Below are 25795 nucleotides of genomic sequence, written 5' to 3' on the forward strand. Positions count from 1 at the left end.
GGTTCGCGCGAAGTGCGTGGGTTCGAGCCGGGCGGCGGCGAAACTAGACTCGGGGGATGCCGAAGCTCGATCTGACAGCGCCCTCGATCGACCTGACCCGCACGATCTGCGACATCCCGAGCGTCTCCGACGACGAGACCGCGCTCGCCGACCTGATCCACGAGGCCGTCCTCGCGCTCCCGCACCTCGAGGTGTATCGCGACGGCGACACGATCGTCGCCCGCACGAACCTCGGCCGCTCGCAACGGGTCGCGATCGCCGGGCACATCGACACCGTTCCGATCAACGACAACGTGCCCACGCGCGACGTCGCGATCGACGGCGAGCCGTTCATCTGGGGTCGCGGGACCGTCGACATGAAGGCCGGCGTCGCGGTGCAGCTCAAGCTCGCGCACGACCTCGCCGACCCTCGCGTCGACCTCACCTGGATGTGGTACGACCACGAAGAGGTGGATGCCGACCTCAACGGTCTCACGCGGCTCGCTCGCACGCGACCCGACCTGTTCGAAGCCGACTTCGCGATCCTCGGCGAGCCCTCGAACGGCACCGTCGAGGGCGGATGCAACGGCAACCTGCGCGCGATCGTGCGCACGCACGGCGTCCGTGCGCACAGCGCCCGCGCGTGGATCGGCGAGAACGCGATCCACAAGGCGGCTCCCGTGCTCGCCCGCCTGGCCGACTACCGTCCGCGCGCGATCCTCGTGGACGGCCTCGAGTACCGGGAGGGCCTCAACGCCGTGCGCATCGACGGCGGGATCGCCGGGAACGTGATCCCCGACCTGTGCGAGATCGAGGTGAACTACCGCTTCGCGCCGAGCCGTTCCGCCGACGAGGCCGTCGCGCACGTGAAGAGCGTCTTCGACGGCTTCGAAGTGGATGTCGTGGACATCGCGCCCGGCGCTCGCCCCGGCCTGGACGCACCACTCGCGCAGGAGTTCCTCGCCGCGGTCGGCGGCGAGCCGCGCCCCAAGTACGGGTGGACAGATGTCGCCCGCTTCTCGGCGATGGGAGTCCCGGCGGTCAACTACGGCCCCGGTGATCCGCACCTCGCGCATCACGACGAAGAGCGCGTGCCGCTCGCGCAGATCGTCGACGTCGAGCGCGGGCTGCGGGCGTGGCTGACCTGATCGATCCCGCGCCGCCGCGGCGCGGCCTCGTGCGCTCGTGGAGTGAGAGTCCCATCGCGGTGCGGATCGGAATCCTCTACGTCCTCTCGCGTCTGGTCACGACGGGGTTCTTCCTGATCGCGGCAGCGCTGTCGGGCCCGACATCGCGGTTCGGCGAGAACGCGACGCTCGGCTCGCTCGCCCTCGGCTGGGACGCGCAGTGGTACTGGTTCGCAGCGCTCAACGGGTATCCGGCCGACCTGCCGACGAACGATGCAGGGCAGGTGGCCGAGAACGCCTGGGCGTTCATGCCGATCTACGCATACCTCGCGCGGCTCATCGGCATCCCTCTCGGTTCCTGGGGCGCGGGTGCCGTGCTCCTCTCGCTCGTCGCGGGCTTCTTCGCATGCCTCGTGCTGTTCCGGATGCTCCGCACCCGGCTCGACGAGGGCGCAGCGCTCTGGGCGGTGCTCTTCTTCGCGTCCGGGCCGCTCGCCGGACTGTTCCAGGTCGGCTACGCCGAATCCCTGTTCCTGCTGATGCTGTTCCTCAGCATCCTCGTCGTCATGCGCCGGAAGTATGCGTGGCTCTACCTGCTCATCCCGCTCATGGGCTACACCCGGCCCGGTGTGCTGGCGTTCGCGCTGTTCCTCGGGCTCCACGGCATCCATTGGTGGATCACCCGCCGCACCGAGCCCTTGCCGACGCGGCAGATCGTGCACATCGTGCTCGCAGGGCTCCTCGCAGTCGTCGTCGGCTTCTCGTGGCAGGTGATCGCGGGGGCCGTCACGGGGGATGCCGGCGCCTATCTCGCGACGGAACTCGCGTGGCGGCGCAACTGGATCGGCGACGCCTCAGCGCACTTCATCCCCTTCGAGGGGTGGGTCCTCGCCGCCGGATTCTGGTTCCAGGCGTGGGGGCTCGGCGCCGTCATGGGGTATGTCGCGCTGGGCATCCTCGTGCTCGGTCTCGCGGCCCTGCTGCTGTTCGAACCGCATGTCAAGCGCCTCGGCCCCGAGATCCGTCTCTGGTCGGCGAGCTACCTCGTGTATCTGCTGCTCGTCTTCTTCCCGCAATCGAGCGTCTTCCGCCTGCTCGTGCCGCTTTCGCCGCTGTGGGGAGCCGCGGCGATACCCCGTTCACGTGCGTGGCGGGTGGGCGTGCTGGTCGCCTGCCTCGCCCTGCAGTGGTGGTGGATCTACAACATGTATGCCCTGGCGAACGCATACTGGCAGATCCCGTAACCCGTGCGAGCGACTCCGGGTGTCCGTGCGTTCGGTAAACTGTCAGGCAAGACCTGACGAAAGGGAGCCGCTATGGCAGCCATGAAGCCGAGAACCGGAGACGGGCCGATGGAGGCCGTCAAGGAGGGCCGCCTCATCATCGTGCGTGTACCGCTCGAAGGAGGAGGGCGCCTCGTCGTCTCCGTGAACGACGCTGAGGCCAAGGAGCTCTACGACGTTCTGGGCGGAGTCGTCGCTCCCGTCTGAGACGTCGTCGACAGCGAAACGGCCGGTCATTCGACCGGCCGTTTCGCTGTTCCCGTCCGCTAGTCCCGCGGCAGTGTCGTCAGCTGCAGGAGTCCTTCGCCGACGATCGACAGCGCGCCGATCACGGCGGGCGAGGACTGCGTCTCCTGGACGAGCGAGCGGTAGGCCGTCGTGACCGGATCGCGGCGCACCGGGTCGGCGACCGCTCCGCCCGCGAGCACGCGGGGGACGAGGACCGTCCCGCCGGCGCGCACGAGCCGCAGCCCGTGCTCGACGTATTCGATGACGCCCTCGGGGTCGGCGTCCACCAGCACGATGTCGTAGGACGCCTCGTTCATGCGGGGCAGGACCTCCGCCGCGCGACCGGTGATGAAGCGGGCACGGGCGGCGGGGATCTTCGCGTCGGCGAATGCCTGGCGCGCGGCGCCGAGGTGCTCGGGCTCCTTGTCGATCGTCGTGAGGGTCGCGCGGGGCGAGCCATGCAGCAGCCAGAGCCCCGAGACTCCGGCACCCGTGCCGATCTCGACGATGTTGAGGGCTTGGGATGCCGCGGCGAGCACCGCGCACTGCGCGCCGACGGCGGGGCTGATCGGAGACGCGCCGAGCTCGAGGGCGTGGGTGCGTGCCCGCGCGATGTGCTCCGGCTCGATCGTCGCTTCGTCGGCGAACCGCTGGTTCGCATCCTGTCCGCTCATGGTGGCTCCTTCGTCCACAGCCTAAGCGCCGACCGGGCGCGTCGGGCTGCGGCGCGGCGGTAACCTTGCTTCATGTTCTTCGGCCTCACGATCGAGAAGCTGCTGCTGATCGCCCTCGTCGCAGCTCTCGTGATCGGCCCCGAACGACTTCCCCGCTACGCCGAAGCGCTCGCCACCTTCACGAAGCGTGCGCGCGACTGGATCTCGTCCGCCCGCACGCGGGTACGCGACGAGATGGGTGACGAGTTCGACGACGTCGACTGGAAGACGCTCGATCCGCGCCAGTACGACCCGCGCCGCATCATCCGCGAGGCGCTCCTCGATGACTCGCCCGTCGTCAAGCCGGTATCGCCGAACGCGATGACGAAGGTCGTCACGCCTCCGCTCGAGGCGCCGACGCCTTCGCCCTTCCGGGCCGGCGCCGTGCCGCCGTACGACTCCGAAGCGACCTAGTTCGGGCGCACCGGCAGGGCCTTGCCTGCGAGTCCGCGCGGTTCCGCCGCGATCCGCTCCGCGAGACGCGCGATCGCGACGGCAGCGGGGTCGGCGGGGTCCGCGACGACGACCGGGGTGCCGGCATCCCCGTCCGCGCGCAGTGCCGCGCTCAGCGGCACCGACGCGAGCACGGACGTGTCGAGCGCGGCGGCGACGTCGGCGCCCCCGCCCTCGCCGAAGAGCGCGAGCGTCGAGCCATCGGGCATCACCAGCGGTCCCATGTTCTCGACGACCCCGACGACGCGCTGACCGGTCTGGCGGGCGACGAGTCCCGAGCGGACGGCGACGTCGGATGCCGCGGCCTGCGGCGTCGTGACGACGAGCACGTCGGCGTTCGGGAGCAGCTGTCCGACCGAGATCGCGACGTCGCCCGTACCGGGCGGCATGTCCAGCAACAGGACGTCGAGGTCGCCGAAGTACACATCGGTGAGGAACTGCTGCACCGTGCGGTGGAGCATCGGGCCGCGCCACGCGACCGCGCCGAGCGGCTCGTCGCCGGTCGACCGGCGTAGGAACATGCCGATCGAGATGACCTTCACGCCGTGCGCGACGGGCGGGAGCATGAGGTCGTCGATGCGCGTCGGCTGCGGCACGGCGCCGCTGTCGTCGACGAGCCCCATGAGCGCCGGGATCGAGAACCCGTGCACATCGGCGTCGACGAGGCCGACCGACAGCCCACGGGCCGCGAGCGAGACCGCGAGGTTGGCGGTGACGGTCGACTTGCCGACGCCGCCCTTGCCGCTCGTCACGGCGATGACGCGCGTGAGTGTTCCCGGGCCGAACGGCATCACCCGCGCGCGCCCGCCGCGCAGTCGCTCGGTCAGTGCGGCGCGTTCCGCGGGCGACATGACCCCGACCTCGAGTTCGACATCCGAGATGCCGTCGACGGATGCCGCGGCGGCTCGCACATCGCTCGAGATGCGATCCGCGGCAGGGCAGCCGACGATCGTGAGCACGATGCCCACGCGGGCCACACCGCCGTCGACCGAGACGTCGCGCAGCATGTCGAGCTCGCTGAGCGGTCTGCGCAGCTCGGGGTCGACGACGGCGCCGACCGCGCTCCGGACGGCGGCCGCTGCATCCGTCTCCGTCATCGGCGCTCTTCGCGGGCGCGCGGCGCCTCCGGCTCGCGACCCTCGCGTTCGTCGAGACGGTCGAGCAGCTGGCGCAGCTCGGAGCGGAGCGCGTCCTTCGTCACCACCTCGTCGTGGAAGTCCTTCACGGCGAGGCGGAGCGCGACGATCTCTCGCGCGAGGTACTCGGTGTCGGCGAGGTTGCGCTCGGCGCGCTGACGGTCCTGCACGATCTGCACGCGATCCCGGTCGTCCTGGCGGTTCTGCGCGAGCAGGATGAGGGGCGCCGCGTACGACGCCTGCAGCGAGAGGATGAGCGTCAGGAGCGTGAAGTTCGTGGCGCGGGGATCGAACTGCCACGCGGGCGGCATGAAGGTGTTCCAGGCGAGCCAGACGACGACGAACACCGTCATGCCGATGAGGAATCCCGACGTGCCCATGCCGCGGGCGAAGGCCTCGGAGAACCGGCCGAAGCGGTCCTGAGACGGCTTGGGGTTGCGGCTGATGATGCCCGAGCGCCCTCGGGGCGCGTCGAGCGAGGGGAGTCGTGACGAGCGTGCCATCAGCGCCTCCTGACGGGCACGGCGGCGGTCGTGGCGGGGGCTGCGGACGAGTCGTCATCCTCGTCGTGCGAGCGCCAGTCCTCGGGGAGCAGGTAGTCGAGCACGTCATCGACCGAGACGGCGCCGACGAGGCGCCGCGCCTGATCGACGACCGGGAGCGAGACCAGGTTGTAGCTGGCGAGCATGCGGGCGACTTCGGCGGCGGACGAGTCGGCCGGCACGGGCTCGAGCGAGTCGTCGATGATCGCGCCGAGGCGCTCGTGCGGGGGGTAGCGCAGCATCCGCTGGAAGTGCACCGTGCCGAGCAGGCGACCCGTGGGGGTCTCGTACGGCGGGAGCGTGACGAAGACGGCGGCGGCGAGGGCAGGATGCAGCTCGTGCCGCCGGATGAGCGCGAGCGCCTCGGCGACCGTCGCGTCGGCCGAGAGCACGATCGGCTCGGGAGTCATGAGACCGCCCGCCGTGTCGGGGCTGTACTTCAGCAGCGCGCGGACGTCCTCGGCCTCTTCGGGCTCCATGAGGTCGAGGAGCTCCTCGCGCTGCTCCTCGGAGAACTGGCCGAGGACGTCGGCCGCGTCATCCGGTTCCATCGCATCGAGGATGTCGGCGGCGCGCTCGTCGTCGAGGCTCTCGAGGATGTGCACCTGCTCGTCCTCGGGCATCTCCTCGAGCGCATCGGCGAGGCGGTCGTCGGAGAGCTCGTCGACGACCTCGAGCAGGCGGTCCTCGGGCAGATCGAGCAGCGTGTTGGCGAGGTCGGCGGGTTTGAGCTCGGAGTAGCTCGCGACGAGCTGCTCGGCGGACTGCGCTTCGCCCGGGACGGCGCTCTCGCGCACATCGCTCCAGTTGGCGAACGTGGTCGGTCCCTTCGCGAACGGCGACGCACTCGTGCGCGGCTTGCGCAGGAACAGCTGCCCGACATCCCATTCGCCCAGCCGGTTCCGCTCGATCGCGACGTCCTCGATCTGCGCGCCGCCGGTACCGTCGGTGAAGAACACCTTGCGGCCGATGAGCTCGGCCAGGACTCGCACTTCGCCGCCGCGCTGCTGGAAGCGGCGCACGTTGATGAGCCCGGTCGTGATGACCTGGCCGGTCGCAATCGACGTGACGCGGTTGATCGACAGGAAGACGTTGCGCCGACCGGGGATCTCGACGATGAGGCCGATGACGCGGGGCGGATCGTCTTTGCGGTAGATGACGACGACGTCGCGGACCTTGCCGAGACGGTCGCCGGAAGGGTCGAAGACGGAGCACCCCGTCAGGCGTGCGACGAAGACCCTCTGCGTGCTCACACGTCCCAGCGTAGCCCCGCCCCCGTGGGAGAATGGGGGAATGACGATGATGGGCGGACGCTTCCCGCAAGGACCCGACGACGTCGGGCAGACGGTCGCGGAGTTCTCGGCGTACGAGAAGGCGCAGAAGGCCGTCTCGACCCTCATCGCGGCTGATGTGCCCGCCCGCGACATCGCCATCGTCGGCCAGGGACTGCGCTCGATCGAGCGCGTCACGCGCCGCCTGGGCTATGCCACCGCGGCGCGGTCCGGTGCGATCAACGGTGTGCTGCTGGGTCTGCTCTTCTCGGCGATCCTCGTCATCGGGTCGCCGTCGGTGCCGATTCAGGCGTTCGTCGGTGTGCTCTTCGTCGGCATCGCGCTCGGCATGCTGCTGAGCATCATCACGTACTCCTTCGTGCGCCGCCGGCGCGACTTCGCGTCGGTGGCCCAGGTCGTCGCCGACCGGTACGAGGTCACGGTGGCGGCCTCGAGCATCCACCGCGCGCGCCAGGTGCTCGGGCCGGTCTCGGCGCCCGTGGCGCCGGTCGCTGCGCCGCCGGTCGTGACCCCGGCGCCGGCCGACGACCGCCCGCAGTACGGTCAGCGGGTCGATCCCGAACAGCCGAAGACGGCTCCGGATGCCGCGGCCCCCGCCCCGTCGGATGACCACTCCGACGCGGCCTCGGATCCCGCCGGAGCCGCGGACTCCACGGCTTCCGCGCCGTCGGACCCGGCGTCCGACCCACCGGCTCCCGCGACATCACGGCCCGACGCCGCGTGATGCGCGTCTCGGTCGACCTCCCGGCCGGATCGGTCGAGGTCTCCGCAGAGCTCGAGGCGCCCGACGCGCCGGTCGGGGTCGTCGCGATCGCGCACGGCGCGGGCGCGGGGTATCGGCATCCCTTCCTCCTCGGCTTCGCGCGCGGTCTGCGGACCGAGGGCTTCGCGACGCTGCGGTTCAACTTCCCGTACGTCGAGGCGGGGCGCCGGATGCCCGGCCCCGCCGCCCATGCCGTCACGACCTGGCGCGCGGTCGCTGCTGCGCTCGGGTCCGAGCTTCCCGGGCTGCCGCTCTGGGCGGCAGGCAAATCCTACGGCGGTCGCATTGCCTCGATGGCGGCGGCGGAAGGTGCGATCGCGCCGGCCGGGCTGGTGTACCTCGGGTATCCGCTGCATCCTCCCGGTGACCCGTCGAAGCCGCGTGTCGCGCATCTGCCCGACGTCGTCCCGCCGCAGCTGTTCGTCGAGGGCACGAACGACCCGTTCGTCGACCCGCACGCGCAGCTGCTCGACGCGGTGGCGTCGTGTCGAGACGCCGAGATCGCCTGGATCGAGGGCGGCGGCCATTCGTTCGAGGTGAAGGGCCGCAAGCGTCCCGCAGACGAGATCGGCGCCGACCTCGCGCCCGGAGTCGCCGCGTGGATGCGGGGTCGTTCCTGATCTCTGCTCGAGGTGCACGACGCGCAGCCGGTGTCCTCCACTCGATACGGTGAGGGTGTGAGAGCAGCGCGACGGGTGGCGACTTCGATCGCGATCGCGGTGGTCGCGACAGCGCTGTGCGGATGCTCGGTCGACACGCTGATCTGGGGTGCCGAGGGCGCCGCCGTGATCGATACGACCGAGCGGTTGATCGACGCCGCGGAAGCGGGTGACGGCGGATCGCTCGTCTGCGAGGACGCGGATCCAGATCTGCGTGATCCCGCGGACTGGTCGGGACTCTCGGCCGAGGAACCGGAGCAGTTCGTCGCGGACTACTGGCCCGATCAGGCTCCGCTTGATCCCGCGTGGAGCATCAATCTGTCGCTGCCCGCGAGCCGTGTCGCGTCGGGCGTCGAGTTTCCCGGCGACGTCTTCTACCGCGAGTCGGAGGAAGGCCTGTGTCTCGTCGCCGTCGCATGGTCGACGGTCGAATAGCAGCTCGCGGGGGCACCGACGGCTGAATGCGCGCGAGGTCAGACGTGATCCTGCGAGGGCGATGAAGACCGAGGTCGCTCCGTCGGAGAGTTAGAGATGAGTTCTGCGCGAGTGACACGGCCAGGTCTCGGCCGCACTCGCACGCGCGTCCGCAATCGCACGCGCTCGCCCGGCGCGTGGCCGGTGACCGCCTCATGCTGCCTCGAATCGGCGCGGTGACTTCGACGACAGGCGCGTGGGTTCGGCTACCTCGCCCGTGACAGGGTCGGGAGGGGGATGCAACCAGTACGTGTCGATTCCCGTCGCGGGATCGCGCTCGCGCGTGATGCGCCAGCCCTGATTGTGTAGCCGCAGGTGACAGTTGCGGCAGAGTGGCACGCCATCGTCGACATCGGTCTTGCCGTGGTGCTCCCACCAGTGGTCGATGTGGTGGTACTCGCTCTGAGAGACGGGCGCGCTGCACGACGGCCAGATGCAGCCGCCGTCGCGGGCGGCGATCGCGATCCTTTGGGTTCGGGTGAACAGCCGATGCTCGCGCCCGACGTCGAGCGGGCGTCCGAACGCGTCGTGCTCGACGGGAACGGCACCGGCGTCGCAAAGGAACTTCTCGATCACACCCGGCGGCAGCGCCGCGCCGCCGTCCTCGAGGTGGCCCACGCCTACGACCCGCATCTCGCCGCGCTCGTCGGGCGCCGCGATGGCGGACGCCTCGACGACGATGCGCACGCCGGGCTGGCGGTCGCCGAACGACTGAGCGGGGTCGGCGGCCGCGCCCGTGCGCAGAACCGCGATCAGAGTGTCGTATTGCAGTTGCTCATTCGTGCGCGGGTCGTCGACCACCGACGGATGCGGCGACGCTGACGACACGAAACGTGGTCCGCGGCGCGGCCGCAGTGCAGCCTGGAGGATGGCGTCGACCCACGCGGCGGCTTCGTCGTCGAAGACGAAGCGACCGTGGTGCTGACCGGCCTCATCCGTCCAGGTGCGGAACGAACGAGCGGTGTACCGCTCCTCGAATCGCAGCGTCACCCCCACCGGATCGAGCCGATCACGCGCGATGCGAGCGGCGTCGCGCAGCCCTTCGACGGGGAGGGAGGTGGCCTCGTCGATCAGCAGGGCGACGGCGCGACCCCATGCCGTAGGGAGGAAATCGGGATCGAGATCGGGATACCGCTCGACCGGAGGTTCTCCGAGCCCCGTGCGGATCGCGTGGAACTGCTGTTGACCGAGTCGGCCCGACGCGAGCGCGGCGCGCAGCGCGGCCAGCCATTCGGGCGGCGGGGGAGTCGTCGCATCCATCGCCGGTGGCGCCAGCTCTTCGCCCGCTCGCAACGTGCGCCGGACGTCGCCCGTCGACTGGCCCGTGATGTTCTGCACGAGAGACGTGACGTTGCGATGCCCCTTGCGCTGTGCGAGGCCGTCGTAGCCGAGTTCGCGGTGGGAGCGCCGCGCGACTTCGGCCGACGTCACCGAGACGAGAAGGTCGAGCGCTTTGCGTGCCTCGGTCGCGTCGGCAAGCACCCCGAGCAGCGCGTCATCGTCGAGCTGCGTCGCCGCGACACTCGGGTCGAGCCCGGGGACCGCCCGCGCGACGCGACCCGCGGCTGCGAGGAGCCGTTCGGCCGGAGGTGCGGGAGTCCGTTGCATAGAACAAAGATACGAATGGCCTCCGACATTCGAAGCGGAGATCGTTGCCTCCGGGCCATTCGAAGATCACGAAACGGTGGCGAAGCCTGAGAGCGGTGACTGTCTGCGCTCGATACGCAGAACCCGCATCGCGGTCAGCGCCCCGCGGCGTAGCCCTGCATGCCTCGCGGGTTGGCGGCTGCCCAGAGCTCGCCGGTCGCGGCATCCATCCCGACCGCCGACACCCGGCCCAACGCCCACTCGCCCGCGAGTGTCACGCTGTGGCCGCGTCGCTCGAGACCCTCGATCACCGCAGCGCCCAGGCGGTCTTCGACGACGACGCCCGTCGGGTTCCACGTGCGCGGCCAGAACGAATCCACCAGCGCCGTCGTGTGCAGCGACGGCGCGTCGATCGCCTGCTGCGCCGTGTAACCGCCCGCGAGCATGCGCACGAGCACGGGCAGCTGCCACTGCTCCTGCTGATCGCCTCCGGGCGTGCCGAGCGCGATCGATCGGGAACCGTCGAGGATCAGTGTCGGTGTCAGGGTGGTGCGGGGCCGGGCGCCGGGCTGCAGAGCCGACGGCGCGGCGGGATCGAGCCATGCCATCTGCAGGCGCGTGCCGAGGCAGAACCCGAGTTCGGGAATCGTGGGGGATGACTGCAGCCAGCCGCCCGACGGTGTCACCGCGACGATGTTGCCCCACCGGTCGACGACGTCGATGTGGCACGTGTCGCCCCGGGTGTGGCCGCGACGGTCGATGGTCGGCTCGCCGAGGCCGGACTCTCCGACGATGAGCGGCGGAAGGAACGGCTCTCGGCCCTCGAGCGAGGCCGGACGGAAGTCGCTCGACGCCGAAGGACCGATGGCTCCGCGTCGCGCGCCGATGACGGCATCCGTCAGCAGTTCCCCGATCGCGGCGCCGTCGCCGAAGTACGCGTCGCGATCTGCGAGGGCGAGCTTGAGCGCCTCGATCACCGTGTGCGCCCCGAGCTCGGTGGACGGGTCGATCGCGTCGTCGGGCAGACCATCGAGGATCCGCAGCGCCTCGAGCAGCGTCGGCCCCTGCGTCCAGGAACCCGCTTTCGCGACGGTCGCGCCGCGGAACGATGCGGTGACGGCGTCTTCGTAGCCGGCGTCGAAGGCCGCGAAGTCCTCGGGCGTGATGACGCCCGCGTGCGCGCCTCCGGTCGAGTGCCGATGCGGCTGCTGAAGGAAGGTGGATGCCGCGTGCGCGACCAGTCCCGTGCTCCACTCCGTCCGCGCCGCGTCGATGCGCGCGGCACGGCCGATCGGGCCGTCGTCGCGCACGGTGCACGACGCGTGCACGAGCGAGTCGAGCACGTCGGCATAGGCGGGATTGCGGAACAGCCCTCCGTCGAGCGCGGGGAGCCACAGCGCCGCGGACGAGGGCCAGCCCTGCTCGAAGAGCGCACGGACCCGGCGGATCGTCGCCAGCACCGACGGCAGGAGGGGAACGCCCGCGCGCGCGTAGTCGATCGCCCAGGCGAGGACGTCGCCGAGCTCCCACGTGCCGTGGTCGCGCAGGAGAACGAGCCAGGCATCCACCGCTCCCGGCACCGAAGCCGCGAGCCCGCCCGCGCCCGGCACGAGATCGAGCCCCTCGGCGCGGAAGTGCTCGATCGTCGCGCCCCGCGGCGCCGGTCCCTGACCCATCAGCACGACCGGCGTGGTCGGATCGTCGGCCGTCGCGAAGATGCCGACGAGATCGCCACCGGGCCCGTTGAGGTGCGGCTCGGCGAGGTGCAGCACGAATCCGCCCGCGACGACGGCGTCGAACGCGTTGCCGCCGCGCTCGAGCACCGCCTGCGCGGTCGCGGTGGCGAGCCAGTGGGTGGATGCCGTCATCCCGAACGTGCCCGTGAGGGTCGGGCGGGTCGTGAACGCGGGCGGGGGAGTGAAGGTCACGCGCGCAGTCGCGCGACTTGTGCTGAGCGAGGCGCCCGCATCAGCGTGCTCCGAGTCGAAGCATCCAGGCCTCGACCTCGTCGGCCGTGCGCGGGATCGCCGCCGAGAGGTTCACGGGGCCGTCCTCGGTGAGGAGGATGTCGTCTTCGATGCGCACGCCGATGCCGCGGTACTCCTCGGGCACCGTGATGTCGTCGATCTGGAAGTACAGTCCCGGCTCGATCGTGAACACCATGCCCGCCTCGAGCGTGCCGCCCGCGTAGAGCTCGCGCCGCGCCTGCGCGCAGTCGTGCACGTCGATGCCGAGGTGGTGGCTCGTGCCGTGGACCATCCAGCGGCGGTGGTGGTGACCGGTCTCAGGATCCATCGACTCCTCGGCCGTGACGGGAAGGAGGCCCCATTCCGCGGTGCGGCGAGCGATCACCTCCCACGCGGCCTTGTTGAGGTCGCTGAACTTCGCGCCCGGCACGGCGATCGCGAACGCCGCGTCGGCGGCTTCGCGAACCGCCTCGTACACCTTGCGCTGCACGTCGGTGAACGTGCCGCTCACGGGCAGCGTGCGGGTGATGTCGGCGGTGTAGAGGCTGTCGACCTCGACGCCCGCGTCGACGAGGATGAGGTCGCCCGGCAGCACCGCACCGTCGTTGCGCGTCCAGTGCAGGTAGCAGGCGTGGGGACCGGAGGCTGCGATGGTGTCGTACCCCACGGCGTTGCCGTCGCTGCGCGCGCGCTGGTGGAAGACGCCTTCGACGATGCGCTCGCCGCGCGGGTGCTCGATGATCGCGGGCAGATTCGCGACGATGTCGTCGAAGCCGTCCGCCGTGACGTCCACCGCGATCTGCATCTGGGCCTTCTCGTAGTCGTCCTTGATGAGTCGCAGCTCCGAGACGACGCGGGTGAGGTCCTCGTCCTCGTCGAGGACCAGCTCGCCCTCGGCGGACGCGAAGGTGTCGATGTGCGCCGTCGCGACACCGAGTTCGTCGGCGACGGCGGCGAGCGACGGGCGCGGGCCGATCCAGAACTCGCCGATCGAGGCATCCGAGTAGAACTCGCTCGTCGTGCGGTCGGCGCGCTCACGGAAGTAGAGGGTCACGTCGTGACCGGCATCCGTCGGCTCGAACACGAGCACGGAGTCGGGCTCGGAGTCCGCTGCCCACCCCGTCAGGTGCGAGAACGCCGAGTGTGCGCGGAACGGGTAGTCGGTGTCGTTGCTGCGCTGCTTGAGCGAACCGGCCGGGATGATGAGGCGCTTGCCGGGGAACTCCGCCGACACGGCGTCGCGTCGCGCCTTCGCGTACGGCGCCTGTTCGCGGACGGGCGGCGCGAGGTCGGGGCGATCCGCCCAGCCCGTCGAGATGCCGTCGAGGAAGCCCTGTCCGAACGACTGCCGACGGTTGGTCGACGACGTCACGGGGGCGGATTCGGTCGAGGTGTCGCTCATGCCTCCATCCTCGCACGCACGCCTACGGGCTGACAGGCTCCAACTGCACCACGAGGGGGCGGTGGTCGCTCCCCGAATCGTCGGTCGAGCGCACGACGACGGAGCCCGTCGCGACCCAGCGCTTCGAGGCCATGACGTGATCGATCGGCGCCCCGAGCAGGGCGGGATACGCGCTCGACCACGTGCCGACGGCTCCGCTGCCGGTGGAGGCCGCGGCATCCGTGCACCGGCCGAGGTCACCGCCGTCGACGCCGAGACCCGACATGTGGTCGACCGTGGCGTTGAAGTCGCCCGCCATGATGACGTTGTCGTCGGCGCACTGGTCGGCGAGCCACTGCAGGTCGTCCCGCCAGTCGCGCATGTACGCGGGCCGCGGTGCGACGGCGTGCGCCGCCACGACGATGGGCCCATCGCCCGACACGGGCATCGCCACAGCGCTCGGGACGGTCGAGGTGTTGCTCGTGCCGTCGGCGGACGACTCGATGACCGAGTAGTCGCCGAGGTCGGGCGAGATCAGCAGCGTGGTGGATCCGGCATCCCATTCCGTCGACGGGTCCACCGCATGGTGGGCCCACATCGGGCGGCCGAGCTCGCGCATCGCGACGGCGACGCTCGTGCCCGTCTCGATCGTCGTCTCGGGGAGCGTCACGATGTCGGCATCCATCGCCACCGCCAGCCGCGCGATCTGATCGGGTGACGTCGCGGGGCCCGCCGTGTTCCACGTCAGGATCCGGATGCTGCTCTCGGTCTGGGCGGGAAGCTCCTGCACTCCGAGCCCCCGCGAGACGAGGATGACGCCGTTCGCCGTTGCCGCCAGACCCGCGAGGAGCGCGAGCGACAGCGCGAGCGCGCGCAGCGGCTTCGCGAAGGCGATGAGGAGCGCCAGTACGGCGGCGACGGCGAACGCGAGGGCCAGCAGACCGCGGAACGACACGATCTGCGCGATGGGGAACATGCGCTCGACGCGGAAGAAACCGGGGAACGTCAGGACCGCGGCGGCGATCGCGCAGAGCACGGTGAAGAGGATCCCCAGCAGGCGCAGCACCCGCCCGACTCTATGTCAGGACTCTGAGAGATCCGTCTGGCGACACCCCCGGTACGCTCGGAGGATGGTGGGTGAACGGCGCGTCGAGGGTCCCGCCGATCTGCACCTGCATTCGCTGCAGTCCGACGGCACCGAATCCCCCGCGCAGGTGATGGCTGCGGCGCACCGTCACGGCATGCGGACGGCCGCGCTCACCGATCACGACACGACGTCGGGGTGGGCGGAGGCCGCTGAGGCCGCGGCATCCCTCGGCATGACGTTCCTCCCCGGGATGGAGCTGTCTGCGAAGCACGAGTGGCGGAGCGTCCACGTCCTCGCGTATCTCGTTGACCCCGACGCGCCGGGGCTTCGCGCCGAGACGGCGCGGATCCGCTCGTCGAGGCTGGACCGCGCGCGTCTCATGGCCGACCGCATCTCGCGCGACTTCGACCTGGTGTGGGACGACATCGTCGCGCAGACCTCCGACGGCGCGACGATCGGGCGCCCTCACATCGCAGATGCCCTCGTCGCGCGCGGACTCGTGCGGGATCGCGCCGAAGCGTTCTCGAGCATCCTGAGCCCCGGCGGCGACTACTACGTCGCGCTCTACGCACCCGACCCGGTCGCCGCGGTCGAGCTCGTGCGTGCCGCCGGGGGAGTGTCGATCGTCGCGCACCCCGCGGGACGCGCGGGCGTGCTTTCGAAGGGACTGCTGAACCGGATGCTGGATGCCGGCCTCGGCGGCTTCGAGCTCGGCCACCGCGAGAACCTCGAGCCGGGCATCCGGACCCTCGAGAAGCTCGTGCGCGAGCGCGATCTCATCGTGACCGGCTCGAGCGACTATCACGGCCTCGGAAAGCCGAATCTGCCCGGCGAGCACACGACGTCGGTCGAGATGGTCGAGCGCATCATCGCCGCCGCCGGCGGCAGCGCGCCGGTCTACCCGTGAGGGTGGACCGGCGCGCGAGCGCGCGGAGCGCGTAGACGAACAGCGCCCCCGCTTCCATGGAAGCGGGGGCGCTGTCGTGTGATCAGGTCAGCTCAGGGCCTTGGCCTTGATGCCGTCGTACTCGGCCTGCGTGATCGTGCCGGCGTCGAGCAGTGCCTTCGCCTTGGCGATCTCGTCGGACGGGCTGGTGCCGGCGACCGACTGGATGTACGCGTTCTGCGCCTTCTGGATCTCGGCGGCCTGCGCCTGTCCGCGCTGGGCCATGCCGTTGCCGCGCGCGATCAGGTAGATCAGCGCCGTGATGAACGGGGCGAAGATGAGGAAGAAGATCCACACCGCCTTCCACCAGCCGCTGAGCTTGTGGTCGCGGAAGAGGTCCGAGATGATCGCGAAGAGCGCGAAGAGGTACGCGACGAAGACGAATGCCCAGAGGAACCACCAGATGAGGTCCCAGAACGAGCCCCAGAAACCCTGGTACTCGTAGCCGGTCGTCACGGCGTCGATGAATCGCACGATGTGTGCCTTTCTTAGAGGGGGTACCGACGCTCACGCGTCGCTCAGCGATCACGCTATCGCTTCGCGGCCCCTCGTCGCACGACACGCGCGGTTCGTGACGGGCCCATCGCGGGGAACGTTCAGTCGGAGAATGTCGTGTCCGTCGGAGAATTTCGTGCGATTCTCGCCGACGATCTGCACATTCTCCGACCGTGTGTCGAGTCCGACGTGGATGATCCCCGGCGTGCGGGGTCAGGATGCCGCGGGCGCTCCGCCGGCGCTCGGGCGGCGACGCCGGCGACGGCGCGGGGCCGGCTTGCCGTCGTGGTGCTCCCTGCCGCCGCCGTCGTGCGTGCCCGCACCCTCGGCGCCGCGGTCGGTCGTGCCCGAGGCGGTGTCGTGCGCTCCGTTCTCGGCGGGGGCGTCCGCGGCGAAGGTCGCGCCGACGCGCTCCTCGCGGGATCCGCTCGAGCGGCGACGCCGACGGCGGCTCGTGCCGGCCGTCGTCTCGCCCTCGGCTGCGGCATCCGTCGCCCGCGCAGGCTGCTGCGTGCGCACCGTCTGCGTCTTCGGGGCCGTCGCGATGCGGCCCTTCGTGCCGGCGGGGATGTCGAGGTCTTCGTAGAGGTGCGGGCTCGACGAGTACGTCTCGACGGGCTCGGGCTTGCCGAACTCGAGCGCACGGTTGATGAGCGCCCATTTGTGCAGGTCGTCCCAGTCGACGAACGTCACGGCGATGCCGGTCTTGCCCGCGCGGCCCGTGCGGCCGGCGCGGTGCAGGTACGTCTTGTCGTCGTCGGGGATCGTGTGGTTGATGACGTGGGTGACGTCGTCGACGTCGATGCCGCGGGCGGCGACATCGGTGGCGATCAGGACGTCCTTCTTGCCGGCCTTGAAGGCGGCCATCGAGCGCTCGCGGGCCTCCTGGCTCATGTCGCCGTGGACGGCGCCCGCGTTGAAGCCGCGATCGCTGAGCTCGTCGACGAGCTTCTGCGCGGCGCGCTTCGTGCGTGTGAAGACGACGGTCTTGCCCCGGCCTTCGGCCTGCAGGATGCGGGCGATGACCTCGTCCTTGTCGAGCGAGTGCGCGCGGTAGACGAGGTGCTTGATGTTCGCCTGCGTGAGGCCCTCGTCGGGATCGGTCGCGCGGATGTGGATGGGGTTGGTCATGAACCGACGCGCGAGGGCGACGATCGGACCGGGCATCGTGGCCGAGAACAGCTGCGTGTGACGGATCGCCGGGACCTTCGAGAAGATCTTCTCGATGTCGGGGAGGAACCCGAGGTCGAGCATCTTGTCCGCTTCGTCGAGCACGACCTCGGTCGCGTGCGACAGGTCGAGCAGCCGCTGGTTGTTGAGGTCGATGAGACGCCCGGGCGTGCCCACGACGATCTGCGCACCGGCCTTGAGCTGGTCGATCTGGCCCTCGTACGCCTTGCCGCCGTAGATCGCGACGACGCTCGTCGAGCGACCCGAGGTCAGCATGTCCATGTCCTCGTAGACCTGCACGCACAGTTCGCGCGTCGGGACGACGATGAGTGCCTTCACTCCCGGAGCGGGGTCGAGGCCGAGACGCTGGACGACGGGGATGCCGAAGCCGAACGTCTTCCCGGTGCCGGTCTTCGCCTGACCGATGATGTCCTGGCCCGGGAGTCCGAGCGGGATCGTCTGCTCCTGGATGGGGAAGGCATCCACGATGCCCCGCGCTGCGAGGACATCCACGATGTCCTGATCGACGCCGAGTTCGGCGAAGGTCGTCACGATATGAGCCTGTCTGGCGGTGAGATGCCGCCGGGGTGAGAGGTCCACGCCCTTCACTCAGTCACAGGCGCGGTGGTCCCGATCCGACGCCGGGACTGATCCAGGATACCGGGCGAGCGGTTCGGATGCCTGCGGCCGTAGGCTGTTCGGCGTGGTGAAGTGGTTCTGGCAGCGCTCACGCCCCTCGGGCGAGAAGCTCGCGCTGCGTGCGCGCGGCGACTTCGGCGGCGCGACGCGCGTCGACTTCGAAGAGCTCGCGCCCGACATCGACACGTTCCTCGGCCAGGCGGCGTATCTGCAGCTCGGGTACTTCGAGACGCTCAGCGAGCTCATCGCGCTGACGCCCGAGCTCGCGCAGAAGGAGTCGCTGTCCAGGGCCGCCGGCGCGGCGCTCGAGAAGCACGAGGGCCTGGTCGCCGTCATCCGGGAACGCGGCGACGATCCGACGACGCTCATGCTGCCGTTCCGCGAGCCGCTCGATGCGTTCCGCCGCGCGACCCACGGCGTGCGGGCGCAGGAGACGATGCTCTCGGTGCACATCACGGCGGGCATGCTGGACGACTTCTATCTCGCGCTCGCGTCCAGCTACGGCGACACGGGTCGACGCGTCGCCCGCATCCTGCAGGCCGACGACGACCGCCAGGCCATCGTCGAGATCATCGGCGCCACGATCGAGTCCGACCCCGAGTGGAAGTCGCTGCTCGCGATGTGGGGTCGCCGGCTGGTCGGCGACACGCTGCTCATCGCGCGTGCGGCGCTGCGGCCCACCGAGCTGCGGGTCGCCGACGAGGAGAAGGTCGAGCCCGTCTTCACGGAGCTCATGGCCGCCCACTCGCGCCGCATGGATGCGATGGGCCTCGCGGCCTGAGACCGGACGGCCCTCACGGCCGAGGCGGTCAGAGCAGCTTGAGCTCGGCCTTGCGGCGGGCGTCGCCCTTCACTCGCAGGCTGCTCATGACGGCGAGCACGGGCCACGTGACGAGGGGCGCGACGAGCGTCGAGAGCCACGGCCAGGGGGTGTCGATGCCGACTCCCGCCCACGTCAGGAGCAGCCACACGAGTCCCGCCGCAGCGGCGCCGACGATCGGGCCGACGGCGATCCCGCGCGTGCCCCGATCGGGAACGACGAAGTGGATCGCGAGCCCGATGGCCGCGCCGACGATGAACGCGATCAGGATCTGCATGGGGGTGTCAGGCGACGAAACCGACGCGGCGCGACTCTTCGGTGCCGAACTCGATGAAGGCGAGGCCCGTGGTCGGGACGATGTAGGAGTTGCCCTTGGAATCGGTGAAGCTCACGTGCGTCGCGCCGCTGTCCAGCGCCGCGGCGACCGACTTCTTGAGCTCGGCGGCGGGCTCGCTCGTCTCGAAGGTGAGCTCGCGGCCGGTGTTGGCGATGCCGATGCGGATCTCCACGTGAAATGACCTCCTGCGTGCCGGGGAGCCTCCCCGGCGCATGGCAACTCTACGACACGGCACAGGCACGTCCGCCCGGTCTGCGCACGCTGTCGGCGAACGTCGATGTCGGGCCGCCGCGATAGCGTCGAACGCATGATCCCCGGCACGTCCGTCGTCCTCGACGCGCAGCAGCAGGATGTCGTGGCAATGGATGCCGCGGCCTCCTCCGTCGTCGTCGGAGCGGCCGGCACAGGCAAGACCGAGGCGCTCGTCGCGCGCGTGCGCGCGCTCGTCGCGGCGGGTGTCGATCCCGACGGCATCGTCGTGCTGACGCCGTCGCGCCAGACCGCGACCGCGCTGCGCGACCGCCTCGCGCTCGCCGTCGAACGTGCGACGTCGGGTCCGCTCGCGCGCTCCGTGGCGTCCTTCGCCTTCCAGCTCGTGCGCGCCGTGGCGGTCGCGACCGACGCCGAGCCGCCGCAGCTCCTCACGGGCGGCGATGAGGATCAGCTCATCGAGGACCTTCTCGACGGCGACGCCGAGGACGAGGCATCCGGAGCCGTCCGCTGGCCCGACTGGCTGCCCGCCCCGATCCGCGCCACGCCGGGATTCCGCTCCGAAGTGCGCACGTTCCTCGCCGAGTGCACGGCGCTCGGGATCGACCCGTCCGCACTGCGCGAGCTGGGCGCGCGCCACGACCTCGCGGCGTGGACGGCGCTGTCGGAGTTCTTCGGCGACTACGTCCGAGTGCGCGCAGACATGCGCGGCGCCCACCGCGACGCGGCCGGCCTCGTGCGCGAGGCGGTCGGCATTCTGCGCACTGCGCCGCCCGGGCTCGCGGCGATCGACCGCGTGCGGGTGATCCTCGTCGACGACGCGCAGGAGCTCACGCTCGGCGGTGTCGAGCTCGTCGAGGCGGCGCGGTCGCGCGGCGTCGCGGTCACGGCTTTCGGCGATCCTGATGTGGGCTCGGGCGCGTTCCGGGGGGCGACGCCCGAGAACTTCGCGCGGCTCGCGGCATCCCTCGTCGACGTCCGCGTCCTCGGCACACCGCATCGCGGAACGCCGTGGCAGGCCGAACTCGTGCGACGCGTCACGCAGCGCATCGGCGCCGTCGGGGTCGTCGCGCACCGCGGCGCGGGCGCCGGTGCCGAGCCGGACGCATCCGTGCGGGCGCTGACGCTGCGCTCGTCGGCCGAGGAGTACGACGCGATCGCGCGACTGCTGCGCGAGCGGCACGTGCACGACGGCGTGGCGTGGGGTTCGTGCGCCGTCATCGCGCACGACACGAGGCAGGTCACGGCCCTCGAGGCGGAGCTCTCGGCGCGTGACGTCCCCGCCCGTGCGAGCGGTCCCGGCCGCGCGCTGGGCGGTCTGCGCGCCGTGCGCGACCTGCTGCGGCTGGTGGATCTCGCGTCGCGCGACGAGTGGACGTTCGACGACGTGTCGGATGCCCTGCTCGGCGCGTACGGGCGGCTCGACCCCATCGAGCTCCGGCGGCTGCTCGCGGCGTTCCGCCAGGCGATGCTCGCGCAGGTCGTCGATACCGACGACGACGTGCGCGTCGAGCCCTCGGGCCGCGATCTGCTGCTCTCGGCGATGCGTCAGCCGATCGAGTTCGACCTGATCGACACGCGCGAAGCGCGTCGCGCGGCCGACCTCGCACGGACGCTGATGGCGCTGAGGGCCGATTTCGCCCGCGGCGCGACGGCGCACGAGCTCCTCTGGACGGCATGGGAGCGCACGAAGCTCGAGCGCGCCTGGGCCGAGCTCGCGCGCGGCACGGGGCCGCTGTCCGATCAGGCGAATCGCGATCTCGACGCGGTCGTCGGGGTGTTCCAGGCGGCGAAGCGGTTCGTCGAGCGCTCGCTCGACGCCGATCCGCGGGTGTTCGTGCGCAGCATCCTCGACAGCGACGTCGCCGAGGACCGCCTCGACGCCCCCGCCCGCGACGACGTCGTGCGCGTGCTGACCCCCGCCGGCGCCCTCGGGCTCGAGTTCGACACGGTCGTGATCGCGGGCATGCAGGACGGCGTCTGGCCCAACACGCGGCTGCGCGGCAGTCTGCTCGACACGTGGCGACTGGCGGATGCCGCGTCCCGCGCGCCCGGCGATCGCGCCGCGACCCTCGACCGGCGTCGCGCGGCGATGCACGACGAGCTGCGGCTGCTCGCCCGCGCGCTCTCCCGGGCGACGGCGCGGGTGATCGTGACGGCGGTCGACGACGACGACACCGGGCCGAGCGTCTTCTTCGAGTTCCTGCCCGACTCCGAGAAGCACACGGTCGAGCATCCGCTCTCGCTGCGCGGGCTGGTGGCACGCCATCGTCGCACGCTGACGGACACCGCGAGCCGGGGGAGCACGGCGCGCGCAGCAGGGCAGCTCGCGGTGCTCGCCGATGCGGGCGTCCCGGGCGCGCACCCTCGCGAGTGGTACGGGGTCCGGCCCCCGACCTCCACGGGTCCGCTCCGCGACCTCGCGAAAGAGGACGTGCGCGTGTCGCCGTCGCGGCTGCACACGCTCGAGGAGTGCGAGCTCAATTGGGTCATCGGCGATCTCGGGGGCGACCCGGGCGGTGCGACGGCCGGGCTCGGCACGATCATCCATGCCGCGCTCGAGCATGCGACGTCATCGAGCGAGACCGCGCTGTGGGAGCAGGTCGAGTCGCGCTGGGGCGAGCTGAGCTTCGAAGCACCCTGGCGCGACCGCGCCGAGCAGGCCCGCGCTCGTGACCTCGTGCGCCGTCTGCATCTCTATCTCCACCGGTTCGAGCAGTCGGGTGGGGCCCTGATCGGGGCCGAGCCGCATTTCGAGGTGCCCATTCCGCTCGACGGCGACGACGTCTTCGAGTTCGGCGCGATCCTGTCGGGCTACATCGACCGCGTCGAGCTGACCCCCGACGGGACGGTCGTGATCATGGATCTCAAAACGGGCAAGCGCGAGCCGCAGACCGACGCGAAGGTCGTCGACAACCCCCAGCTCGGGGCGTACCAGCTCGCGTTCGAGGCGGGGGCGATCCCCGAGGCGGTGGGCCACCCGTCGGGCGGCGCGAAGCTGCTCGTGCTGCGGCCGACCGCCGCGAAGTCCGACTACGTGACGCCCGCGCAGCCGCCGTTCGACGACGAGCGGCGGGCCGCGTTCGTCACCCGCCTGCAGGCGGCGGTCACGGCGATGCGGGGCACGTCGTTCACGGCGCCGTACGAGGAGCACTGCCGCGACGAGCACTCGTACGGCCTGTGCCGCATCCACACGATCGGCGCGGTGAGCGCATCGTGACGGCGATCCTCAGCGCGCGGGTCATCGCCGCCGCTCTCGGGCAGTTCCCGCCCACCGACGAGCAGGTCGCGGTCATCGAAGCCCCGCTCGCGCCCGCGCTCGTCGTCGCGGGTGCGGGCAGCGGCAAGACCGAGACGATGGCATCCCGTGTGGTCTGGCTCGTCGCGAACGGGCTCGTGCGTCGCGACGAGGTACTCGGCCTCACCTTCACGCGCAAGGCGGCGGGCGAGCTCGCCGAGCGCATCCAGCGGCGCCTCGCGCGGCTGTCGGAGTTCGAGCGACGGGGCCTGCTCGACGCGCTCCCGGCGTTGCACGAGAGCGACGGACTCGTCGTGTTCGGCGAACTCGAGCGCGCGGGTGCGGCATCCGCCGAACGCCATGCGGCGATGGATGCGCTCGCGCGCTCTCTCGGGGCGGTGGCGCAGGACGCCGACGACGACGCGCTCCTGCATCGCCCGACCGTCTCGACGTACAACAGCTTCGCCGATCAGATCGTGCGCGAGCACGCCGTGCGCGTGGGGAGGGATGCCGAGGCCGCCGTGCTCTCGGAGTCCGCCGCGTGGCTGCTCATGCGGCGCGTCGTGTTCGCGTCCGACGATCCGCGGCTCGAAGGCCGCGGCGAGGCCGTGCGGAGCATCATCGACGCAGCCCTCCGGATCGCGCGCGACGGCGTCGACAACCTCGTCGACCTCGAGGCGCTCGCGGCGTTCCCCGACGAGTTCCGCTCCGTGCTCGCGCTGCCGTCCACCAACGCCCGCACGGTCGTCTATGCCGACGTCGTCGAGGCAGAGCTCAAGGTCTCGGCGCTCGCGATGCTCACGGATCTCGCGCGCGAGTACGCCGCCCGAAAGCGGCGGCTGGGGGTCATCGACTTCTCCGATCAGGTCGCGGGTGCGCTCGAGGTCGTCGCGAGTCATGCCTCTGTCGCCGCCGAACTGCGCGATCGCTATCGCGTCGTGCTGCTGGACGAGTATCAGGACACCTCGGTCGTGCAGACCGATCTGCTCGCGGCCCTCTTCCGCGACACGGGGGTCATGGCGGTCGGCGACCCGCACCAGGCGATCTACGGCTGGCGCGGTGCGAGCGCGGGCAATCTGGGCGGCTTCTCGGCCGCGTTCTCGCCCGAGCGCGAATGCCTGCACTTCTCGCTGCTCACGAGCTGGCGCAACAGCGCATCGGTGCTCGTCGCGGCCAACGCCGTGCTCGCGCCGCTCGCGGCGTCCGCGTCCGTGCCGGTCGAAGAGCTGCGCCCGAGGCCGGGGGCGCCGGCGGGCGTCGTCGAGCTCGCCTTCGACGCGGATCTGGATGCCGAGGCCGACCGCGTCGCATCCTGGTTCGCACAGGTGCGCGCCGGGCGTGCCCGGGACGGGGCGTCGACGACGGGGGCGATCCTCTTCCGCAGCAAGAAGCACATGGTGCGCTTCGGAGACGCGCTCGGACGGCGCGGCATCCCGCACCGGATCCTCGGCCTCGGGGGCCTGCTCTCGACGCCTGAGGTCGTCGACGTCGTCTGCGTGCTGCGTGTGCTCAGCGATCCGAGCGCGGGCTCGGTGCTCATCCGTCTGCTCGCTGGCCCCCGCTGGGCGATCGGCCTCCCCGACCTGCGCGAGCTCGCCGCGCTCGCGCGGCGCATCTCGCGGCACGACGCGGCGCTCCAGCCACTCGCGCCCGAGGTCGTCGAGCGGCTGCGCAGCAGTGCCGGCGACGACGGGGCATCCCTCGTCGACGCGCTCGACTTCGTGCTGCGTCACCACAGCGACCACGGCTGGCTCGAGGGGTTCACGCCCGAGGCGCGCGAGCGACTCCGCGAGGCGGGCGGCGTCTTCGCGGGACTCCGGCAGGCCGTCGGCATGCCGATCCCCGATCTCGTGCGGCTGGTCGAGCTCGAACTGCGGCTCGACGTCGAGCTCGCCGCGAACGAGTCCCGCGGCCCCGCCCGCATCGCCTCCGCGCAGCTGCGCGCGTTCGTCGACGAGCTCCACGCCTTCCTCGCGGCGGACGAGACCGGGTCGCTCGCGAGCCTGCTCGCGTGGCTGGACCACGCCGAGCAGCTCGACGAGTTCGCTCCGCGCACCGAGCCGCCCGAGGACGACGTCGTGCAGCTGCTCACGATCCACGGCTCGAAGGGCCTCGAATGGGATGCCGTCGCGGTCGTGCGGCTCGTGAAGGACGAACTCCCGAGCGCTCCGCGCGACACGAAGGCATGGCTCGGCTTCGGCATCCTTCCCTATGCCTTCCGCGGCGACGCGCCGTGGCTGCCCGAACTCGGCTGGCGGGGTGCATCGACGCAGCAGCAGCTGAAGGCGGCGATGGATGCCTTCGTCCAGGCGAACCGCGATCGCCAGCTCGCCGAGGACCGCCGTCTCGCCTACGTCGCGGTCACGCGTGCACGCGATCACCTTCTGCTGACCGGATCGAGCTGGTCGGGCACGAAGAAGCCGAGACCCGTCAGCCCGTTCTACCTCGAGATGGCCGAGGCCTTGGGTGTCGACCCACCGCCCGACGACGCCGGCGATGACCCCTACCAAGGCGAGCGGCGCGTGCTCACGTGGCCCATCGATCCCCTGGGTGCGCGGCGGCCCGCTGTCGCCCACGCGGCGGGCCTCGTGGACGCGGCGCTCGACGCACCACGGCACGACCCCGACGACGACATCGCGTTGCTCCTCGCCGAGCGCGAGGCCAAGCGCGCCGCGCCCGCTCAGTCGGCGCCGACGCGCATCGCGGCGTCCCGTTTCAAGGACTTCGTCGCCGATTACGCCGGCACCGTGGCCAAGCTCTCGCGTCCGCTTCCGGAGCGGCCGTTCCGCCAGACCCGCCTCGGCACGCTGTTCCACGCGTGGGTCGAGCAGCGGTCCGGTCGCGTCGGCATCGGCGGCTCGATCGACGACGCGCTGTGGGAGCTCGACGACGACGCGCCCGAGACGCGTGCCTCGAGCGAGGATGCCGAGGCGCTCGATCGACTTCGCACGACCTTCCTCGCGTCGGAGTGGGCACCGCTGCAGCCCCTCGAGGTCGAGACCGAGATCGATTTCACGGTCACGGCGCTCGACGGTCGCGAGCACGTCGTGATCTGCAAGCTCGACGCCGTGTACGAGCGGGAAGGGCGCATCGAGATCGTCGACTGGAAGACCGGCGTCGCCCCGCGCACGAAGGCCGAGACGAAGGAACGGATGCTGCAGCTCGAGCTGTACCGTCAGGCCTACCACGCGGGGCGCGGTGTGCCGATGGAGCAGATCGACGTCGTGCTCTACTACGTCGCGGACGACCTCGTCCTGCGCGGCTGAGCG

The 25795-nt window shown here is 71.0% G+C and carries 23 protein-coding genes; 11 read left to right on the forward strand and 12 right to left on the reverse strand.

Going from position 1 to position 25795, the window contains the following annotated elements; translation table 11 throughout:
* Window positions 1-56 precede the first annotated feature (56 nt).
* The 3 genes from dapE (at window position 57) to MA876_RS17660 (ending at window position 2596) form a co-directional block, all read left to right on the forward strand.
* Entirely contained in the window at window positions 57-1127 is a 1071-nt protein-coding gene (gene dapE / locus MA876_RS17650) for a succinyl-diaminopimelate desuccinylase (RefSeq protein WP_248152661.1), read from the forward strand.
* Entirely contained in the window at window positions 1115-2350 is a 1236-nt protein-coding gene (locus MA876_RS17655) for a putative hexosyltransferase (RefSeq protein ID WP_308221674.1), read from the forward strand. Before dapE ends, MA876_RS17655 begins: the two co-directional genes overlap by 13 nt.
* Window positions 2351-2422: 72 nt before the next feature.
* On the forward strand, window positions 2423-2596 hold the full coding sequence (locus MA876_RS17660; protein WP_248152662.1) for a DUF3117 domain-containing protein: 174 nt from the start codon (window positions 2423-2425) through the stop codon (window positions 2594-2596).
* Window positions 2597-2655: 59 nt separating this feature from the next.
* On the opposite strand, the gene MA876_RS17665 is transcribed toward MA876_RS17660, so the two are convergent.
* The gene (locus MA876_RS17665) at window positions 2656-3291 is read right to left on the reverse strand and encodes an O-methyltransferase (RefSeq protein ID WP_248152663.1); all 636 of its coding nucleotides are present in this window, start codon (window positions 3289-3291) and stop codon (window positions 2656-2658) included.
* A gap of 72 nt (window positions 3292-3363) precedes the next feature.
* Between MA876_RS17665 and MA876_RS17670 the strand changes: the two genes are divergently transcribed.
* The gene (locus MA876_RS17670; protein ID WP_248152664.1) at window positions 3364-3744 is read left to right on the forward strand and encodes a twin-arginine translocase TatA/TatE family subunit; all 381 of its coding nucleotides are present in this window, start codon (window positions 3364-3366) and stop codon (window positions 3742-3744) included.
* Here MA876_RS17670 and MA876_RS17675 read toward each other — a convergent pair.
* From MA876_RS17675 to MA876_RS17685, 3 genes are read right to left on the reverse strand one after another with little or no spacing between them, the layout of a single operon-like run.
* Window positions 3741-4880: an Mrp/NBP35 family ATP-binding protein gene (locus tag MA876_RS17675; protein WP_248152666.1), complete on the reverse strand. Its 1140-nt coding sequence runs from the start codon at window positions 4878-4880 to the stop codon at window positions 3741-3743. The genes MA876_RS17670 and MA876_RS17675 overlap by 4 nt on opposite strands.
* Window positions 4877-5422 carry a DUF1003 domain-containing protein gene (locus MA876_RS17680; protein ID WP_248152668.1) on the reverse strand — a complete coding sequence of 182 codons (546 nt, stop codon included), beginning with the start codon at window positions 5420-5422 and terminating at the stop codon, window positions 4877-4879. The genes MA876_RS17675 and MA876_RS17680 overlap by 4 nt, the downstream gene beginning before the upstream one ends.
* A complete protein-coding gene (locus MA876_RS17685; RefSeq protein WP_248152672.1) occupies window positions 5422-6714 on the reverse strand; it encodes a magnesium transporter MgtE N-terminal domain-containing protein in 1293 nt (430 codons plus the stop codon). Before MA876_RS17685 ends, MA876_RS17680 begins: the two co-directional genes overlap by 1 nt.
* A gap of 40 nt (window positions 6715-6754) precedes the next feature.
* On the opposite strand from MA876_RS17685, the gene MA876_RS17690 reads away from it, so the two are divergent.
* The 3 genes from MA876_RS17690 (at window position 6755) to MA876_RS17700 (ending at window position 8610) form a co-directional block, all read left to right on the forward strand.
* Entirely contained in the window at window positions 6755-7477 is a 723-nt protein-coding gene (locus tag MA876_RS17690; protein ID WP_248152674.1) for a YflT domain-containing protein, read from the forward strand.
* A complete protein-coding gene (locus MA876_RS17695) occupies window positions 7477-8136 on the forward strand; it encodes an alpha/beta hydrolase family protein (protein ID WP_248152677.1) in 660 nt (219 codons plus the stop codon). Before MA876_RS17690 ends, MA876_RS17695 begins: the two co-directional genes overlap by 1 nt.
* A 75-nt stretch (window positions 8137-8211) precedes the next feature.
* Window positions 8212-8610: a hypothetical protein gene (locus tag MA876_RS17700; protein ID WP_248152680.1), complete on the forward strand. Its 399-nt coding sequence runs from the start codon at window positions 8212-8214 to the stop codon at window positions 8608-8610.
* Window positions 8611-8802: 192 nt separating this feature from the next.
* Here the strand turns inward: MA876_RS17700 and MA876_RS17705 are convergent, their stop codons facing one another.
* The 4 genes from MA876_RS17705 to MA876_RS17720 all read right to left on the reverse strand — a co-directional run bounded on the left by MA876_RS17705 (window position 8803) and on the right by MA876_RS17720 (window position 14650).
* Window positions 8803-10257 carry an HNH endonuclease signature motif containing protein gene (locus MA876_RS17705; protein WP_248152682.1) on the reverse strand — a complete coding sequence of 485 codons (1455 nt, stop codon included), beginning with the start codon at window positions 10255-10257 and terminating at the stop codon, window positions 8803-8805.
* 134 nt (window positions 10258-10391) lie between these two features.
* Entirely contained in the window at window positions 10392-12164 is a 1773-nt protein-coding gene (locus tag MA876_RS17710) for a gamma-glutamyltransferase family protein (protein ID WP_248152684.1), read from the reverse strand.
* A 40-nt stretch (window positions 12165-12204) separates the two neighbouring features.
* The gene (locus MA876_RS17715; RefSeq protein ID WP_248152686.1) at window positions 12205-13605 is read right to left on the reverse strand and encodes an aminopeptidase P family protein; all 1401 of its coding nucleotides are present in this window, start codon (window positions 13603-13605) and stop codon (window positions 12205-12207) included.
* A gap of 22 nt (window positions 13606-13627) precedes the next feature.
* The gene (locus MA876_RS17720) at window positions 13628-14650 is read right to left on the reverse strand and encodes an endonuclease/exonuclease/phosphatase family protein (protein WP_248152688.1); all 1023 of its coding nucleotides are present in this window, start codon (window positions 14648-14650) and stop codon (window positions 13628-13630) included.
* 64 nt (window positions 14651-14714) lie between these two features.
* Here MA876_RS17720 and MA876_RS17725 point away from each other — a divergent pair, with 64 nt between their 5' ends.
* Window positions 14715-15578 carry a PHP domain-containing protein gene (locus MA876_RS17725; protein WP_248152690.1) on the forward strand — a complete coding sequence of 288 codons (864 nt, stop codon included), beginning with the start codon at window positions 14715-14717 and terminating at the stop codon, window positions 15576-15578.
* A gap of 87 nt (window positions 15579-15665) precedes the next feature.
* On the opposite strand, the gene MA876_RS17730 is transcribed toward MA876_RS17725, so the two are convergent.
* Together MA876_RS17730 and MA876_RS17735 are read right to left on the reverse strand one after the other, a co-directional pair.
* Complete coding sequence (locus MA876_RS17730; RefSeq protein ID WP_248152691.1) at window positions 15666-16091, reverse strand: SHOCT domain-containing protein; 426 nt, start codon at window positions 16089-16091, stop codon at window positions 15666-15668.
* Between the two features lie 234 nt (window positions 16092-16325).
* The gene (locus tag MA876_RS17735) at window positions 16326-17834 is read right to left on the reverse strand and encodes a DEAD/DEAH box helicase (RefSeq protein ID WP_248152693.1); all 1509 of its coding nucleotides are present in this window, start codon (window positions 17832-17834) and stop codon (window positions 16326-16328) included.
* Window positions 17835-17985: 151 nt separating this feature from the next.
* Between MA876_RS17735 and MA876_RS17740 the strand changes: the two genes are divergently transcribed.
* Window positions 17986-18702, forward strand: a complete 717-nt coding sequence (locus tag MA876_RS17740) for a ferritin-like fold-containing protein (protein ID WP_248152694.1) — start codon at window positions 17986-17988, stop codon at window positions 18700-18702.
* Window positions 18703-18730: 28 nt separating this feature from the next.
* On the opposite strand, the gene MA876_RS17745 is transcribed toward MA876_RS17740, so the two are convergent.
* Together MA876_RS17745 and MA876_RS17750 are read right to left on the reverse strand one after the other, a co-directional pair.
* On the reverse strand, window positions 18731-19018 hold the full coding sequence (locus MA876_RS17745) for a hypothetical protein (RefSeq protein WP_248152695.1): 288 nt from the start codon (window positions 19016-19018) through the stop codon (window positions 18731-18733).
* A gap of 7 nt (window positions 19019-19025) precedes the next feature.
* Window positions 19026-19250 (reverse strand): DUF3107 domain-containing protein, encoded by a 225-nt coding sequence (locus tag MA876_RS17750; RefSeq protein ID WP_248152696.1) that lies wholly within the window; start codon window positions 19248-19250, stop codon window positions 19026-19028.
* Window positions 19251-19385: 135 nt separating this feature from the next.
* Here MA876_RS17750 and MA876_RS17755 point away from each other — a divergent pair, with 135 nt between their 5' ends.
* A complete protein-coding gene (locus MA876_RS17755) occupies window positions 19386-22508 on the forward strand; it encodes an ATP-dependent helicase (RefSeq protein WP_248152697.1) in 3123 nt (1040 codons plus the stop codon).
* Window positions 22502-25792: an ATP-dependent helicase gene (locus tag MA876_RS17760; protein WP_308221675.1), complete on the forward strand. Its 3291-nt coding sequence runs from the start codon at window positions 22502-22504 to the stop codon at window positions 25790-25792. Before MA876_RS17755 ends, MA876_RS17760 begins: the two co-directional genes overlap by 7 nt.
* The last annotated feature ends 3 nt before the right edge of the window (window positions 25793-25795 follow it).

The sequence above is a fragment of the Microbacterium aoyamense genome, assembly GCF_023155855.1.
Lineage (GTDB): Bacteria > Actinomycetota > Actinomycetes > Actinomycetales > Microbacteriaceae > Microbacterium > Microbacterium aoyamense.

Coding starts and splice junctions, on each gene's coding strand:
- MA876_RS17755 (WP_248152697.1), top strand. CDS start 19,386: ATGATCCCCGGCACGTCCGTCGTCCTCGACGCGCAGCAGCAGGATGTC.
- MA876_RS17680 (WP_248152668.1), bottom strand. CDS start 5,422: ATGGCACGCTCGTCACGACTCCCCTCGCTCGACGCGCCCCGAGGGCGC.
- MA876_RS17660 (WP_248152662.1), top strand. CDS start 2,423: ATGGCAGCCATGAAGCCGAGAACCGGAGACGGGCCGATGGAGGCCGTC.
- MA876_RS17715 (WP_248152686.1), bottom strand. CDS start 13,605: ATGAGCGACACCTCGACCGAATCCGCCCCCGTGACGTCGTCGACCAAC.
- MA876_RS17675 (WP_248152666.1), bottom strand. CDS start 4,880: ATGACGGAGACGGATGCAGCGGCCGCCGTCCGGAGCGCGGTCGGCGCC.
- MA876_RS17665 (WP_248152663.1), bottom strand. CDS start 3,291: ATGAGCGGACAGGATGCGAACCAGCGGTTCGCCGACGAAGCGACGATC.
- MA876_RS17725 (WP_248152690.1), top strand. CDS start 14,715: ATGGTGGGTGAACGGCGCGTCGAGGGTCCCGCCGATCTGCACCTGCAT.
- MA876_RS17745 (WP_248152695.1), bottom strand. CDS start 19,018: ATGCAGATCCTGATCGCGTTCATCGTCGGCGCGGCCATCGGGCTCGCG.
- MA876_RS17695 (WP_248152677.1), top strand. CDS start 7,477: ATGCGCGTCTCGGTCGACCTCCCGGCCGGATCGGTCGAGGTCTCCGCA.
- dapE (WP_248152661.1), top strand. CDS start 57: ATGCCGAAGCTCGATCTGACAGCGCCCTCGATCGACCTGACCCGCACG.
- MA876_RS17670 (WP_248152664.1), top strand. CDS start 3,364: ATGTTCTTCGGCCTCACGATCGAGAAGCTGCTGCTGATCGCCCTCGTC.
- MA876_RS17690 (WP_248152674.1), top strand. CDS start 6,755: ATGACGATGATGGGCGGACGCTTCCCGCAAGGACCCGACGACGTCGGG.
- MA876_RS17705 (WP_248152682.1), bottom strand. CDS start 10,257: ATGCAACGGACTCCCGCACCTCCGGCCGAACGGCTCCTCGCAGCCGCG.